Annotated in this window: 12 protein-coding genes; 9 read left to right on the top strand and 3 right to left on the bottom strand. The window is 39.7% G+C overall.

What is annotated here, in order from left to right:
- Nucleotides 1-635: 635 nt before the first annotated feature.
- From ACE1CA_RS00395 to ACE1CA_RS00355, 9 genes are all read left to right on the top strand, one after another.
- A complete protein-coding gene (locus ACE1CA_RS00395; protein ID WP_413276959.1) occupies nt 636-2,021 on the top strand; it encodes a CmpA/NrtA family ABC transporter substrate-binding protein in 1,386 nt (461 codons plus the stop codon).
- 121 nt (nt 2,022-2,142) lie between these two features.
- Entirely contained in the window at nt 2,143-2,970 is an 828-nt protein-coding gene (ntrB, locus tag ACE1CA_RS00390) for a nitrate ABC transporter permease (protein WP_413276958.1), read from the top strand.
- 86 nt (nt 2,971-3,056) lie between these two features.
- Nucleotides 3,057-5,063, top strand: a complete 2,007-nt coding sequence (locus ACE1CA_RS00385) for an ABC transporter ATP-binding/substrate-binding protein (protein WP_413276957.1) — start codon at nt 3,057-3,059, stop codon at nt 5,061-5,063.
- Nucleotides 5,064-5,216: 153 nt separating this feature from the next.
- Nucleotides 5,217-6,062, top strand: a complete 846-nt coding sequence (locus ACE1CA_RS00380; protein WP_413276956.1) for a nitrate ABC transporter ATP-binding protein — start codon at nt 5,217-5,219, stop codon at nt 6,060-6,062.
- 381 nt (nt 6,063-6,443) lie between these two features.
- Nucleotides 6,444-8,303, top strand: a complete 1,860-nt coding sequence (locus ACE1CA_RS00375; protein ID WP_413276955.1) for an NAD(P)H-quinone oxidoreductase subunit F — start codon at nt 6,444-6,446, stop codon at nt 8,301-8,303.
- A gap of 114 nt (nt 8,304-8,417) precedes the next feature.
- Entirely contained in the window at nt 8,418-9,944 is a 1,527-nt protein-coding gene (locus ACE1CA_RS00370) for an NADH-quinone oxidoreductase subunit M (protein WP_413276954.1), read from the top strand.
- A gap of 156 nt (nt 9,945-10,100) precedes the next feature.
- Nucleotides 10,101-11,399, top strand: a complete 1,299-nt coding sequence (locus ACE1CA_RS00365; protein WP_413276953.1) for a CO2 hydration protein — start codon at nt 10,101-10,103, stop codon at nt 11,397-11,399.
- A gap of 94 nt (nt 11,400-11,493) precedes the next feature.
- Nucleotides 11,494-12,825, top strand: a complete 1,332-nt coding sequence (locus tag ACE1CA_RS00360) for a hypothetical protein (protein ID WP_413276952.1) — start codon at nt 11,494-11,496, stop codon at nt 12,823-12,825.
- Nucleotides 12,826-12,866: 41 nt separating this feature from the next.
- On the top strand, nt 12,867-13,553 hold the full coding sequence (locus ACE1CA_RS00355; RefSeq protein ID WP_413276951.1) for a Uma2 family endonuclease: 687 nt from the start codon (nt 12,867-12,869) through the stop codon (nt 13,551-13,553).
- An 80-nt stretch (nt 13,554-13,633) separates the two neighbouring features.
- Here ACE1CA_RS00355 and ACE1CA_RS00350 read toward each other — a convergent pair whose 3' ends face one another.
- The 3 genes from ACE1CA_RS00350 to ACE1CA_RS00340 form a co-directional block, all read right to left on the bottom strand.
- The gene (locus tag ACE1CA_RS00350) at nt 13,634-14,254 is read right to left on the bottom strand and encodes a DedA family protein (RefSeq protein WP_413276950.1); all 621 of its coding nucleotides are present in this window, start codon (nt 14,252-14,254) and stop codon (nt 13,634-13,636) included.
- 93 nt (nt 14,255-14,347) lie between these two features.
- The gene (locus ACE1CA_RS00345; protein ID WP_413276949.1) at nt 14,348-15,016 is read right to left on the bottom strand and encodes a hypothetical protein; all 669 of its coding nucleotides are present in this window, start codon (nt 15,014-15,016) and stop codon (nt 14,348-14,350) included.
- Nucleotides 15,009-15,563 (bottom strand): Npun_F5560 family protein, encoded by a 555-nt coding sequence (locus ACE1CA_RS00340; protein WP_413276948.1) that lies wholly within the window; start codon nt 15,561-15,563, stop codon nt 15,009-15,011. Before ACE1CA_RS00340 ends, ACE1CA_RS00345 begins: the two co-directional genes overlap by 8 nt.
- Nucleotides 15,564-15,720 lie beyond the last annotated feature (157 nt).

Raw genomic sequence — 15,720 nt, 5'->3', positions numbered from 1 at the left:
TGATTTGTCTCTAGCCTAACAACATAGGATAATATCAACAGGTAAATAAATTACCTAAGTTTCAATAATTTCATAAAAATTACTTTAGTAAGACCAGCAAGACTTATTACTTGGTGAATCTTATTCGTGGGATTCTGGCTTATGCACATAAGCTAACTAGTAAATCTCGTTGTTTCGCCTTACTGTTAATAAACAAAAATTCATCGTTTCTTAATATTAAAACGATGAATTTTTGCTTTTTATGAAAATGGTAAACCAGCTTAAATAAGCAATCTAAATAAACTGAATAAAGTAATTTTGTATCAGTAAAATCATGGGGTTTCAATCAATAAAATTAATTTTAGATTTATTTAATGCCGTGTTATACTGACTTCAACGCAATATTGAACAACTACAACAAAGGAGTTCGCCGTAAAAACAAACAACGGATAAGTTAGAAAAAACGTCTAAGAATTTAGATGTAATTAAATAAAAACTTTTTCGTGAATTTGGGATTTAATAGCAACGGGTTCTCCTTAAAAGAATCAAACCGATTCTTTAACAACAGAAAGCATAAGATTTTCTGCTGGATTTTCACGACTCTAGATAAGATTTTTGCCGACCAATAAATTAAAACCTTGCTGTTGGAGGATGTTATGGAACAGTTTTCTAGTGCGGTTTCTAGACGTAAATTCCTATTAACTGCTGGTGCGACCGCTGCCACTTCTATATTATTAAAAGGTTGTTTGGGAAATCCCCCAGAACCGGGCAATCAAGCGAGTAATGCTGCGCCAACGAACACTGCAAATACAGCTGTTCCGGTTGCCAATGTGAGTACTGGTGCTCCGCCAGAAACAAACACTGCAAAGATTGGATATATTCCGATCGTAGAAGCAGCAGCACTAATTATTGCCAAAGAAAAAGGCTTTTTTGCACGACATGGAATGAATAATGTGGAAATCTCCAAACAAGCCAACTGGGGTGCAGCCAGAGATAATGTAGAAATTGGTTCTGCGGGTGGTGGAATTGATGGCGGACAGTGGCAAATGCCGATGCCCTATTTAATTTCTGAAGGTAAGATTACCAAAGGAAATCAAAAAATTCCTATGTATGTTTTGTGTCAGTTAAACACACAAGGAAATGGGATTGCGATCGCCAATCAGCACAAAGGAAAAGGAATCGACCTCAAACTTTCTCAGGGTAAATCTTTAGTAGGGCAATTAAAATCCCAAAACAAATCTTTTACAGCCGCCCATACATTTCCCGGAGTTAACCAAGACTTTTGGATTCGTTATTGGTTATCAGCCGGAGGTATCGATCCTGACGCAGACATTAAACTGCTAACAGTTCCCGCAGCCCAAACAGTTGCCAACATGAAAACAGGGACAATGGATGCTTTTAGTACAGGCGATCCTTGGCCTTACAGAATTGTGGCAGATAAGATTGGATATTTGGCAGCATTAACAGCAGATATCTGGAAAAATCACCCAGAAGAATACTTAGCAATGCGGGCAGATTGGGTAGACAAACATCCTAAAGCTACCAAAGCAATTTTGAAAGCAGTAATGGAAGCACAAATGTGGTGCGATGACTTTAATAATCGGGCAGAATTAGCGCGGATTGTGTCAGCCCGTGAATATTTTAACGTTCCAGAAAAAGTGCTTTTAGACCCATTCATGGGTAAATATGACATGGGTGATGGTCGGATGGTTGATGACAAATCGATGGCATCTTTGTACTGGAAAGATGAAAAAGGTAGCGTGTCTTATCCCTACAAGAGTCACGACCTTTGGTTCTTAACAGAAAGCGTGCGTTGGGGTTATTTACCTCCTGAGACTTTAACTAATGCCAAAGCGATGATTGATAAAGTCAATCGAGAAGATATTTGGCGCGAAGCAGCTAAAGAGTTGAATATTGCTGCTGCTGATATTCCCACCAGCACATCTCGCGGTGTAGAAAAATTTTTCGATGGCACTCAGTTTGACCCAGAAAATCCCAAAGCTTATCTGCAAAGCTTGAAGATTAAGAAGGTGAATATTTAGGTTTTGTTAATGGGTTGTTGGTAATTGGTCATCGAAAAATTATTTGGATTACCTACCCATTAAAAGTTGTCCACAAGTAGAACTGGAAAAATTTTCCACACAGTATAAGGAACCCTAACAAATGACTACACTTCAAAGAAGAACCGTTAAAACGGCACAAAATCCCTGGATTGCTAAAATCCAAAAGACATTGCCGGATTTGATTCCTCCAGCGATCGCGATCGTCATCTTATTAATACTTTGGCAAATCTTTTCTTTCTTTCCAGGGGTGACACTTCCCGGCCCAATACAAGTTGTTCAAGATACTTGGATTTTAATTTGGTGGCCTTTCTACAGAAAAAGTGACATAGACGTTGGGTTATTTTGGCAGATTTTTGCTAGTTTACAACGGGTAGCGATCGGTTACTTTTTCGCCGCAGTAGTTGGAATTGCTTTAGGCATTTTGGTTGGGACTAATAAAATGATGTCGAAAGCTTTAGATCCAGTTTTTCAACTATTGCGAACTGTTCCGCCTTTGGCTTGGGTGCCGATCGCTTTAGCAGCTTTACAAAAGAATGAACCCGCTGCATTGTTCGTAATTTTCATCACGGCGATTTGGCCGATTTTGATTAATACCGCAGTGGGAGTTCAGCAAATTCCCCAGGACTATAACAACGTTGCTAAGGTCTTGCAACTTAACAAGAAGAAGTACTTTTTCAAGATTTTGATTCCTTCAGCTTTGCCTTACATTTTTACTGGGTTGAGAATTGCGATCGGTCTAGCTTGGTTAGCGATTATTGCTGCGGAAATCGTGATGTCTGGTGTAGCTGGAATTGGCTTCTTCATCTGGGACGCATACCAAACTAACAACATCAGTGAAGTGATTTTGGCACTAATTTACATCGGGATTGTTGGCTTGTTACTCGACAAATTCATGGCTTGGTTACAAACCAAGATTCTTCCCGAATAAAACTTAGTTACATGGTGCGTTACGCTATCGCTAACGCACCCTACTTCTTTCACTAAACACTAGCAAAAATTAACCAATTAACCACTATGTCTGTTTTTGTTGCAGTTGACAATATCGACAAGGTTTTTGACCTATCTAATGGCGGTCAATATGTCGCCCTCAAAGGTATAGACCTACAAATTAAAAAAGGCGAATTCGTTTCTTTAATTGGTCACTCTGGTTGCGGTAAATCTACCTTATTAAATATGATTGCAGGTTTAGATTTACCAACTGAAGGAGTAGTAACTCTGGAAAGTAAAAGAATCACCAAACCAGGGCCCGATCGGATGGTGGTGTTTCAAAACTACTCGTTACTGCCTTGGTTAAATGTGCGGGAAAACATCGAATTGGCAGTGGATGAAGTGATGGCAGATCTGCCAAAAGGTGAGAGAAAATCAATTGTAGAAAAGCACATTGATATGGTAGGTTTGCGACCCCACGCAGACAAACAACCAGCGATGCTTTCTGGGGGACAAAAACAGCGGGTGGCGATCGCGCGTGCTTTAGCAATTCGTCCGAAACTGTTACTATTAGATGAGCCTTTTGGTGCGTTAGACGCATTAACCAGAGGGAACTTGCAAGAAAGATTGATGGAGATTTGTGAAGAGTACAAAGTGACATCAGTCATGGTAACTCACGATGTTGATGAAGCTGTACTTTTGTCCGATCGCATTGTCATGTTAACTAATGGGCCAGGTTCCAAAATTGGGCAGATTTTAGATGTAGATATTCCCCGTCCCCGGAAACGGATGGAAGTAGTAAATCACCCGAATTATTACAGCTTACGGAGTGAAATGATCTACTTCCTCAACCGTCAAAAACAAATTAAAAAACGTCAAGCCAGCAAAGCCCAAATTCCGATTTCTCGCAACAATTTAGAAAAGGTAAATTTGGAAGTTGGCTTTGTACCTTTAACAGCTTGTGCGCCATTAGCAGTAGCAAAAGAAAGAGGATTCTTTGCTAAATACGGTTTAGAAGATGTTAAGTTAGTTCGGGAACCTAGCTGGCGTGGCATTGTTGATGATATGGTAGCCGGACAATTGGATGCTGCCCAAATGCCAGCGGGGATGCCATTGTGGTTAACTTTAGGTGGTAATGGTGGACAAGCAGTGCCGATCGTTACTTCCCTAACAATGGCGCGAAATGGAAATGCAATTACCTTAGCCAAACGTTTTTATGAACAAGGCGTTTACACCTTATCAGATCTGAAGAAATACCTGCAAAAATCCAAAGATCAACAGCACATTTTTGGCATGGTACATCCTTCTTCGATGCACAATTTGTTGCTGCGTTATTGGTTAGCAGCAGGAGGAATCGATCCTGATAAAGATGTGAGTTTAGCTGTCATTCCTCCCGCCCAAATGGTATCGAATTTGCAATCAGGAAATATTGACGGATATTGTGTAGGTGAACCTTGGAATATTCGGGCTGCGGTAGAAGGAATTGGATTTTCGATCGCCACCGATTTAGAAATTTGGTTAGGACATCCTGGAAAAGTTTTAGGTGTACGGGAAGATTGGGCGGCTGCATATCCGAGAACCCATTTAGCATTAGTAACCGCACTTTTAGAAGCAGCACAATTCTGTTCTCAAGAACGTCACTATGAAGAAGTGCGGCAAATATTAGCTAGACCGGAATATGTAGGAACCGACATTGAATACATTCAAATTGGCGATCCTAACGTCGCAGTTTGCAGTTTAGAACATCACCGAGAATACGCCCATCACCTATTTTTTGGAGAAGGCGTTAACCGTCCTAGCCGTACCGAACACTTATGGATTTTGACCCAAATGGCACGCTGGGATAAAGTTCCATTTCCCCGGAATTGGTTAGAAATTATGGAACGTTTGTGTCGGGTTGATGTCTTTAGTATGGCAGCCAGAGAACTAGGTTTATTCGACTTTAGTTACACGGGCGGAAAAGTTCAATTATTTGATGGCATCACCTTCAATTCTGAAGACCCATTGGCTTATCTTGCCCAACAAAAAATCAAACGAGAATTCCGCATTGAAGAAGTTGTTTTGCCTGTTCCTGGAAGATTGAAAGTTGCTTAATTTAGGGACTAGGGACTAGGGATTGGGGACTGGGAAAAAATCTCTCCATCTCTTCTCTCTGTGTCCTCTGCGTCTGTAGCGGTTCAAAAAACTTCTTCTCTTTCTTTGCGGTTCAAAAAAAACTCTCTTACACAAACCAAACAACTTAGAAAAATGCCAATCAAAACAACTCAAACAACCAGAACTCCTGTAGCTGTAAAATCAGCAACCAGAGAGCCATTTTTAATCTTTGAAGGTGTTTCTAAAGCTTTCCCTACACCTAAAGGCGATTATGTAGTTTTGGAAGATGTTAACCTCAAAGTTCAAGAGGGAGAATTTATCTGCGTCATCGGTCACTCAGGTTGCGGAAAATCGACATTATTAAACATGGTTTCTGGTTTTTCTCGACCAACAAATGGGGAGGTAAGATTACGATCGCACCCCATCACCAAACCAGGGCCAGACCGCATGGTAGTATTTCAAAACTATGCTTTGTTACCTTGGTTAACCGCTTTTGAAAACATTTATTTGGCAGTAGATTCAGTTCACCCAGACAAATCTCAAGCGGAAAAAACAGAGATTGTCAAACACAATTTAGGGATGGTAGGACTGTTAGAAGCTGCTAATAAAAAACCGCAGCAACTTTCCGGGGGGATGAAGCAGCGGATTTCGATCGCCCGTGCCCTATCCATTCGTCCCGAAGTGTTAATCTTAGATGAACCTTTTGGGGCGTTAGATGCAATTACCAAAGAAGAATTGCAAGAAGAATTGCTGAAAATTTGGAATGATTTTCGGATGACAGTGTTGATGATTACTCACGACATTGATGAAGCGTTATTTTTAGCCGATCGCTTGGTGATGATGACTAATGGGCCAAGGGCAAATATCGGGGAAATCCTCAACATTCCCTTTTCTCGCCCGCGCGATCGTACCAGAATCATGGAAGATCCAGAATACTACAACCTCCGCAACTATGCCCTAGATTACCTCTTCCGCCGTTTTGCCCACGATGATGAGTAATATCAGTTTTCCTTATACCTGTGTGGTTTAAAACCTCCAGTGTATAACCGAGGTGGGCCTTCTCACCTCTTTCTTGTAAAAAGTAGCGTTCAATGCTATACACATTTGTCTTTTTTTTCTGATATATCAATTAAAATCTATGATAACGATTCATACTATCAATCAAATAAAATTAAAAAACTCTTAAATTCATAAGAAAATTTGATACATTGTTATTTAACAACTAGCTTGTTGGTGAACTTGCTAGAAATTGTTGGCACATTAATGGCTTCGTAAACACGCAAATATTAATCTGCCTGAAGGTCAAAAAATGGATTGAGACTACTCAAATCCACGCCTTCGTTTATCCATAATTTTGCTGAAAATTGCGGGGTAATCCTGATGTCTCAGTTCTTGCTGCAAACTATTTGGATGGTGCCTTTATATCCCTTAATCGGGATGATTTTAACCATACCCTGGTCGCCCGGAATCATTCGCCGTACAGGGCCAAGACCATCCGGTTATGTTAACGTTGTCACAACATTTTTGGCTTTTCTGCACGGATTATTTGTTCTCCCAGCTATTTGGAACCAACCACCATATCAATTATTTATTCCCTGGTTGCAAGTAGCTAACTTAGACTTGACTTTGCCCTTGGAAATCTCCACTGTAACCGTAGGAGCTACAGTTGTCATCACAGGTTTAAACCTACTAGCGCAAATTTTCGCTATTGGTTATTTGGAGATGGACTGGGGTTGGGCAAGATTCTTTGCTTTAGTAGCATTTTTCGAGGCGGGAATGTGCGGTTTAGTATTGTGCAACTCCCTATTTTTTAGTTATGCCATCCTCGAACTTTTAACCCTTGGCACTTATTTACTCGTCGGATTTTGGTTTAATCAATCATTAGTAATCACTGGTGCGAGAGATGCGTTTTTAACCAAACGGGTAGGAGACTTATTCCTACTCATGGGAGTTTTAGCAATCTATCCCCTTTCCCAAACTTGGAACTTCACCGATTTAGCAGAATGGGCATCAACCGCCCAAATTGACCCAAAACTCGCTGCATTATTGGGTTTAGCTTTAATCGCTGGGCCATTGGGCAAATGCGCTCAATTTCCCTTGCACTTGTGGTTAGATGAAGCAATGGAAGGGCCTCTGCCAGCTACCATTTTGCGGAATTCTGTAGTTGTTGCCACTGGCGCTTGGGTATTAGTCAAACTTCAACCAGTTTTAGCCCTCTCTCCAGTCACTGAGTCTGCAATGTTTATTGTAGGTGGTGCGACTGCGATCGGTGCTTCTTTAATCTCCATTGCCCAAATTGACATTAAACGCGCTTTGTCTTACCTAGTCAGCGCTTATATGGGCATAGTTTTTATTGCTGTAGCTGCCGGACAACCCCAAATTGCATTATTATTGACCTTCACTTATGCACTCAGCATGGCGCTTTTGGTGATGGGTATTGGTGGCGTAGTTTGGAACAATATCACTCAAGATTTGACGAAATATGGTGGTTTGTGGTCGCGCCGACCAGTATCAGGATTTGCCTTTATTATTGGTGCAATTGGGTTAATTTCCCTGCCACCATTGGGTGGTTTTTGGTCGATGCAACAATTGGTGGAAAAGCTGTGGGTTTCATATCCTTTTATGGCTGGATTAGTGTTAACTGTTAACGCTATTGTGGCTTTTAGTTTGACTCGCACTTTCGGTTTAGTGTTTGCTGGTCAAGTTAAACCAATGACTTACCGTTCGCCGGAAATTCATTGGCCTATGGCTTTGCCAATGGTAATTTTAAGTGGGTTAAATCTTCACGTTCCGCTGATACTGTTGCAATGGCATAAGTTGCCCAGTTTAGAAACGATAAATCTCACTGTGGCGTTAAGTTTGATTGTTTCGAGTTTAGCTGGTTTTGCTGTGAGTGGTTTAATTTATCTCAACAACAATTGGCAAAAACCTGTGCAGTTAAGTTGGAAACCTCTGCAAGATTTCTTTGCTTACGATCTTTACACTGCTAAACTTTATAAGTTGACGATCGTGTTTGTAGTTGATTTGGTTTCCCGCGTGATGTATGCGATCGATCGCTACCTAGTAGATGGATTAGTAAATCTTACCGGAATCGCTACAGTTTTTAGCGGACAAACTCTCAAATACAACGTCTCCGGTAAAGGTCAATTTTACATCTTAAGCATCCTCTTGGGCGTTTCTTTACTAATAATTTTGGTTAGCTGGCCCTTTTTATCCCAAATGTTAATTGTCAGCAAATAGCGATCGGGATTTATGGATTTACATGATAATCAAGATTAATTAAGAAATCTGGTAAATCCTGGTTAAGCTTTCTTTTTCACTCCAAACTCCAAACTCAAAACTTGACTAATCACCATGCTGAGTACTTTAATTTGGTTGCCTGTCATCGGTGCTACAATCATTGGACTTTTACCGCAAGAAAAGGCAGAACGCAACGCTCGAAATTTAGCTTTAATAGTATCTAGCATCATCTTTTTTTGGACTATTTTCATTATGTCCAAATTCAGTATTAGCAATCCTGGTTTTCAATTTACCGAATTTCTGCCTTGGATTGAAACTTTGGGATTGACCTATAATTTGGGTATTGATGGAATATCTTTACCTTTAATTGTGTTAAACAGCTTGCTGATTTGGATCGTCATTTTTAGCAGCGGTGAAAATATTGCTCGCCCCAAACTTTACTACTCTTTAATCCTGTTAGTTAGTGCTGGGTTAGCAGGTTCTTTCTTAGCCCAAAATTTACTGCTGTTCGTGCTGTTCTACGAAATTGAACTCATCCCTCTCTATTTGTTAATTGCGATTTGGGGTGGTTTGAAACGGGAATATGCTGCAATTAAATTTTTACTTTACACAGCAGTTTCGGGAATTCTAATTTTAGCTGCTTTTTTAGCTTTGGGTTGGTTAGCAGGAAGTGCGACTATAGGCGGTACTCTGAATTTTGATTACGCCACAATTAAATCAACTATTTTGCCTTTTAGTTGGCAACTTCCCCTGTTAATTACTTTGTTAATTGGTTTCGGCATCAAAACTCCTTTAGTTCCTTTCCACACTTGGTTGCCTGATGCTTATGTGGAAGCTTCTCCGCCAATAGCGATTCTTTTGGGTGGCATTTTAGCGAAGTTGGGAACTTATGGTTTAGTGCGTTTTTGTTTGGGTTTATTTCCTGATGCTTGGGGAACTGTGGCTCCTAGTTTAGCAGTTTGGGCGACGGCAAGTGTGGTTTATGGGGCACTAACTGCGATCGCCCAAAAAGACATCAAAAGAATGGTAGCTTATAGCTCGATCGGACACATGGGTTACGTGCTCTTAGGACTCGCCCCAGCAACACCAATAGGAACAGTCGGCGCAGTTGCCCAAATGTTCAGTCACGGCGTTATTTTAGCTGCACTTTTCTATTTAGTTGGTGTAGTTGAAGCAAAAGTTGGAACACGCGAACTCGACGTACTTAATGGTTTAATGAATCCCATTCGCGGTTTACCATTTATTAGCGCTTTTTTAGTAGCAGCAGGAATGGCAAGTGCGGGAATTCCAGGTTTAGTTGGTTTCATTTCGGAATTCTTAGTTTTCCAAGGCGCTTATGCAACTTTTCCTATCCCAACTTTAATCTGTGTTGTAGGAACAATGTTGACTGGAGTTTACTTTGTAATTCTGTTGAACCGCACCTGTTTTGGCAAGTTGGATAATGCTACAGCTTATTATCCAAAAGTACTATTTTCTGAACGCATTCCGGCTTTAATTTTAGTCGGTTTGACTCTGTTTTTAGGTGTACAACCTACTTGGTTAATGCGTTGGACTGAAAAAAGTAGTACTGAATTAGTCGCAGCTGTGCAAGTTCATCCCCAACAACAAATAGCTAAGGTGATAGAAATTTCTCAGAAGTAAGTATTTGCTGCCAGAACTTGTTTTTAAAACGCAGATGAATGCAGATAAACGCAGATGAACGCAGATGAAGAACAAAATTTTGGTTAAGTGTTCAATATCTGGTTTGTAGATGGCAGATTAAGAGCATTTTTGGTTGTCAATTTTTAGGGAAGTAAGATGGTACAAACTCCGGTTAAATCTACAAGCAAATTGCCTCCTTCTAGACATAAATATGCTGATGTTGTGCATCGTTTGGAAGCTGGCGGCGCAATGTTACCTGATTCGCCAGAAAATTTGATGCAAATTATCGGTATTTATAAAGCTTATGCTGTACCGATGGATTTTTATTGGCGAGATTTGCTTTATATTGGTGAGAAAGTTTTTGTCGATCCTTTACCTTTCTTTAAGTACTTTTTGCCTCAAGAATATTTAGATTTGCATAACCATTATCAAGGTGATGATGCAGATTATCGGGTTTGGAGAAAGGGAGAAGCTACAGCACATCCTGAACTTTTAGAGTTTATGGATAAGGGAGAGTTGAAGAAGAATTTTCCCCGCATTTTTCATCACTTGTGGCACGATCGCATTAACATGGAATTCGCTGAAGAATGTATGCGTTCTATGCTTTGGCATCGTCTCGGTGGTGGGATGGATCTTTATTTGGATACCCCGGAATATAAGCAGGCAGCTGATGAGGCGATTAAGTCTTATTTTAAGGGTAATCCAGCGATGTTAACCCTGTATAAACTGTTCCCGGATTTGTTTTTGGAACAGTGTCGCCAAGCTTCTTATTATGCTAATCTGGGGTTATTCTGGGAAGTAATGGCTCCGGTGTTTTTTGAAATTAGCGATCGCTACGATTCAGGAGAAATTACCACCGTTCCTCAAGCAATGGATTTCTTGGTAAATTGTATCTTTATCGCTGCTGGAAGACCAATTTATCACCATGTAAAAATCCGCGATGAAGTGCATAAAATCATTCCCAAAGATTTAGGATTAATGTGGTTATATGATGCTGCTTTACCTTATGTGGAAGCAGTTTTCTATCGCACTTCTCCTTTCCGAGGCACAAAATCTTACAACGCCCAAGCAAAACAAATTCCTGAAAATCAAGAAGATTTTCACTATGGAATTCTCTACGCTGATGTGTTTCCGGTAGGTACTGCGGGTATTCCTCCAACACAATTAATGCAGGATATGTTCCATTTCTTACCTCCATATCTGAAGGATTACTATCACAAACATTGTCGCAATGAAGATGATATGTTAATCCAATTGGGGATTAGTTTCCAACGTTCCATGTATGTGGTGACATCAGCAGTATTTAATGGTTTAAGGACTGCTTTGTTGTATCCTTTAGACGATCCGAATCCGAGACATTTGATGGCAAATCGGAATTTCTTTGAATCGCAACTCGATCGCTTCTTGCGCCCTGAAGCAAGAATCGGTAGCATTCAAAATCAAGAGTACAGATAACTTTCTCCAGGTTCGTTGTAAGAGCTTTAGCACTTATGACGAACCTTCTGTAAAATAGCTGTGAAAGTTATTTTTTCTCACAGCAAACAAACTGATGAATAAAATCATATATCCAACTCTTGATTTATTTCTTTATTACCAAAGAGAAGGTTTAACAGAAACCGAAGTAGATATTAAAACGAGTCATGCTAATTTTTGGTCTAATTTGCCCAAGAATTTAAAAGTTGAACTGGAGGAAGAAGCGAAAGCAGAAAATACAGATTATGTGAGATTGCTGGAATTTTCTGAAGTTGCCAAGAGACAAAAACAATTTTTCTTTACTGCATCTTTAGGTGGATATCCGATCGAAGCTTCTTATTATCCCATTCGGTTGAATGATACTTATGCGTTATTATTTGATTGTTATATTAACGATAAAATTCAACCTCAACCTATTAGTTCTCTACGATATTTAAAAACTTTAGCTGACTACAAAACTGCAAATTTAGGCGTAACTTGGGTAATTTCTGGTTATTTATCCCCATCTACTAATACTTATGTTATTGCTCAAGAATTATACAAAGAATTTACTGGGAAAGAATGGCAAAATCCCCAAGAAGGTAAGTTTTTAGGTGCCACTGTTTTTGAAATTTGGCAACCTCCGCAAAAGTGGGAAGATATAGAAAAGGAAAATCACCATGTTTTAATTTTTCTGTATCCAAACTTGCAAAAAATGGAAAGAACAGCTAGTTTTTATAAACTCTGGTTACAGCTTTTCTGTTATCGGAATAAAGTTCTTTTGGCTTATGCAGAAAGCCGAAAATGTAATCAAGAGTTGCATAAGTTGGCTACAGAAATTGCCAATACAACTCATAAAATAGAGACGATTACTGCATCAAGCGATTTACACAAAATCCTCAAAAGTCAGCCAAAAACATCTTTTAATTATCTGACTAAACTCAATCAATTAGAAATCTTACAACAAATCTTAAATAATAGTTTAACTAGTTACCAATTTTTCCTAGAACAAATCAAAAAAGAATCTCAGAATATCACTGAAAAAGATGTCATGATTGGTAAAACCGATTTAAGTTTTTTAGAAGTTTTTAGTAGAGTTGTAGAACAGAAATATCAATTTCAAATGGCTAAGAATTATACTAATCATAGTTTAACGACTAAAATTTTAGAAAGTCAGATTAGTATAATTCAAGGGATAATAGATTTGGATAAAAGAAAGAACGATCGCACTCTCACCAACACAATTATCATTGCCAGTACCGGATTAGCTGCAAGTAGCATTACCGCCTCAATTATTTCGCAAAAATTGCCATCTCCAACAGCAAAAAGTAAATCGATTTCTGTTGAACAAGCCTTTGGTTTAAGTGTTGGAATTGGGTTAATTGCAGTGGCGATCGCTTATGTAATTCTCCGTCTATTCCGCAAGTAATAAGCTAAAGTAAGAAAAAGTCCAAATTAAAATTAGCAGATATGGTAACATCAAACAAAGCTTTAATTGAACCTGCTGTTAGAGAAAATAGAATCGTCATGCGAGGCGTTAGTTGGCAAACTTACAGACAATTAATGAAAGAAGTAGGGGACGATCGCGCTTGGAGAATCACTTATGCTCAAGGAGTGTTAGAAACTAGAATGCCTTTGTTAGAACACGAACTTCCTAAAGGATTGTTAGAAAGTTTTATCGAAGTAGTTGCAGACGAATTAGAAATTGAAGTACTCAAAGCTGGAGCGTTGACATTAGAAAGGGAAGATTTAAGAAATGCGATCGAACCAGACTCTTGTTTTTATATTCAAAACGAAGCACAAGTGAGAGGAAGAGAGGAAATTATTCTTCCTGGCGATCCACCACCGGATTTAGCGATCGAATCAGACTATACTAGTTCTTCTATCAACAAACAAGCTATTTATTCAGCTTTAGGTGTTCCCGAATTGTGGCGATATACTAAGAAAACATTGTTGATTTATCGACGAATTGAAGGGGGATACGAACAATGCGAACAAAGTTTAGCATTTCCATTTTTACCTACAGGAGAAATTCCAAATTTTATTGAACAAAGTCGCACAATTGGTCAAAGAAGTGTAGTCAAGTTATTTAGACAACGAATTCGGGAAATTCTTGATAGCCAATCAACAGGTGAGAATTCAGATTTAATGAGTTGAAAGTGATAGATTCGATCGCACAAAAAAAAGAGAGAGGAGCGTTCTTTCCTATCTCTAGAACTTACTTATATACTGTTGATTTATGATTCTTTGGTTTGGCGTAATTCCCAGAGGAAGGGAACGAAAATCCAAGCTGCTACTATTAATAATGCTAAAACTGCAAATTGGGCTGCCCAAGCTACCAGTTGTTCTAGGGGTACAACTTTTCCGGCGAAAAATGACAGAGTTACCATGACTGCGCCCCAAACTGTTGCCCCAGCGATGTTATAAGCCATAAATTTCAGGTAGGGCATTTCGACGATTCCAGCTAAGGGACTGGCAAAAATCCGCAATAAAGCAATGAATCTACCAATAAAGACGGTTTTCCCGGCATTTTCGCTAAACTGTTGCTTGAGTTCTACCAGCTTTTCTTCGCGGATGCGGAGAATTTTGCCGATGGTTAACAGTAAAGCCCAACCGCCATATCTGCCGATTAAATAACCAAAGTTACCACCTAAAATTGCACCTGCGATCGCACAACCCAAAACTAACCAGTAATTCAGTTCACCACTACCAGCTAAAAACCCGCCCGCTAGGGTAATAGTTTCACCAGGCAACGGAATTCCTAAATTTTCTAATAAAATTCCGATAAATACCGCCCAGTAGCCGTACTGACTTGCAAGTTCCTGAATATTCTCCAGGGAAACTACTTCTAATGACATCTGCTACAGCCTTAACAAAGGTTAACATTCATCTTAATCTTGACTTAGTTTCTCCAACAGTGTCAATCGATCGCGAATCCCAGTCCCCAATTCCTAGTCCCTAAAACCAGCAATAGTTATATCAATAATTGGTTGATTGGTTAAGCAGTACCAATGACAGGTGAATAAATCGGGGGTTTGAGTGTTGATACTAGCGATCGCAGGTGCAGCGGGAAAGGGCAAAACTCGATCGAACCAAATTTCTTTGTCGATAAATCCAAATTGAATCAAATAAGTAGCTGATGAAGCGTTAAGAAACTTGAGGATATTGTACCCCATCTGATAAATTTGCTGACGCATTTTATCAGAAAAATGCACTGGTTGATAGTAATTTAATTCTTGTTGTAGGCCGATCGCTTCCGCATAAACAGGCCCTTTCTGAGTTAAAACTACAGGCAACCAAAAATTACCAAGTCTTGTAATATAGCCAAACTTTTGTGATATTAAATAACGGAAAAACTCTACATTTTGACAAGCTTTAAAAATTGCCTGTTGCGGAAAATCAAAATTACTGGGAAGACCTAAACTTAAAGGACAAAATACCACATCCTTTGGTAACTTTAGCGAATTTAGATCGTTTTTTCCTAATATTTTTATACTTGCGGGGGATTGTGCAATTGCTTTTTGTAGAGCCGCTACCATTTTTGCAGTTGCGGGAGATGCTGCCACTAATTCGCCAGCAGCATTCACCTCCCCATCAACTACGATCCAAACTTCACGCATTACCAAAACTAGGAAGACTAACTCTACTACCTCCCAACTTAGGAAAGCTAGGCAAATCAAGTCTGGCACCAGGAGTCCGACTTTTAATTGCCAAACGATAAGTTAGACTTTGTAATTCTGCATGAAGCTGACGATTTTCCCGTTGTAGCATTGCCACTTTTTCTTTAATTGGTGCAAGGCGTTCCGTAAATTTCTGGCGATAAATTTGCGGTAATTCCTGTACCACTTGTTCGAGCATCCGACTCCGATCGGTCAATTCTTGAACAGACTGACGCAGGTGATAGATTTCCGCATCGCGATCGGAAATCTGCTCCTGGTAGAACTTAACTTGTTGTTCTACCCCTTGCAGTTGCTCTTGCATAGCCTGCATTTGAGCTTGATGCTGTTGAGACAATTCCGGTGCGGGTAGGAAAGTCGTATTTCCCTTGACTAACCGGAACAGTTCTTGAGACAACTGTTGTACCAGTTGATCTCTTAGCTGCAATTCCTCACGCAGATGAGTAACTTCTGATTGCAGGGATTGAAAGGGGGTGTCGATTTGGCTCACAATGGCTCACAACTCCTCGAAGATTTTGCCAACTTGCCGTTATAAGACGTGCAAGCGACATTTTATCATGGTTCTTAGAGGAAGAGCCGAGTGTAGTTAAAATTCTTGAAAACTAGTAACTCAAGTTGCTAGTTACATAGATTGTCGGTTAGATCCC

This window comes from Floridaenema evergladense BLCC-F167 (genome assembly GCF_041929205.2).
Taxonomy (GTDB): domain Bacteria; phylum Cyanobacteriota; class Cyanobacteriia; order Cyanobacteriales; family Aerosakkonemataceae; genus Floridanema; species Floridanema evergladense.
Note: the sequence above shows the minus strand (reverse complement) of the source record. Positions and strands in the feature narration are given on the sequence as shown.

What these genes read in the sequence shown, in the direction of transcription:
- ACE1CA_RS00395 (WP_413276959.1), top strand. Translation starts at nt 636, where the DNA reads ATGGAACAGTTTTCTAGTGCGGTTTCTAGACGTAAATTCCTATTAACT.
- ntrB (WP_413276958.1), top strand. Translation starts at nt 2,143, where the DNA reads ATGACTACACTTCAAAGAAGAACCGTTAAAACGGCACAAAATCCCTGG.
- ACE1CA_RS00385 (WP_413276957.1), top strand. Translation starts at nt 3,057, where the DNA reads ATGTCTGTTTTTGTTGCAGTTGACAATATCGACAAGGTTTTTGACCTA.
- ACE1CA_RS00380 (WP_413276956.1), top strand. Translation starts at nt 5,217, where the DNA reads ATGCCAATCAAAACAACTCAAACAACCAGAACTCCTGTAGCTGTAAAA.
- ACE1CA_RS00375 (WP_413276955.1), top strand. Translation starts at nt 6,444, where the DNA reads ATGTCTCAGTTCTTGCTGCAAACTATTTGGATGGTGCCTTTATATCCC.
- ACE1CA_RS00370 (WP_413276954.1), top strand. Translation starts at nt 8,418, where the DNA reads ATGCTGAGTACTTTAATTTGGTTGCCTGTCATCGGTGCTACAATCATT.
- ACE1CA_RS00365 (WP_413276953.1), top strand. Translation starts at nt 10,101, where the DNA reads ATGGTACAAACTCCGGTTAAATCTACAAGCAAATTGCCTCCTTCTAGA.
- ACE1CA_RS00360 (WP_413276952.1), top strand. Translation starts at nt 11,494, where the DNA reads ATGAATAAAATCATATATCCAACTCTTGATTTATTTCTTTATTACCAA.
- ACE1CA_RS00355 (WP_413276951.1), top strand. Translation starts at nt 12,867, where the DNA reads ATGGTAACATCAAACAAAGCTTTAATTGAACCTGCTGTTAGAGAAAAT.
- ACE1CA_RS00350 (WP_413276950.1), bottom strand. Translation starts at nt 14,254, where the DNA reads ATGTCATTAGAAGTAGTTTCCCTGGAGAATATTCAGGAACTTGCAAGT.
- ACE1CA_RS00345 (WP_413276949.1), bottom strand. Translation starts at nt 15,016, where the DNA reads ATGCGTGAAGTTTGGATCGTAGTTGATGGGGAGGTGAATGCTGCTGGC.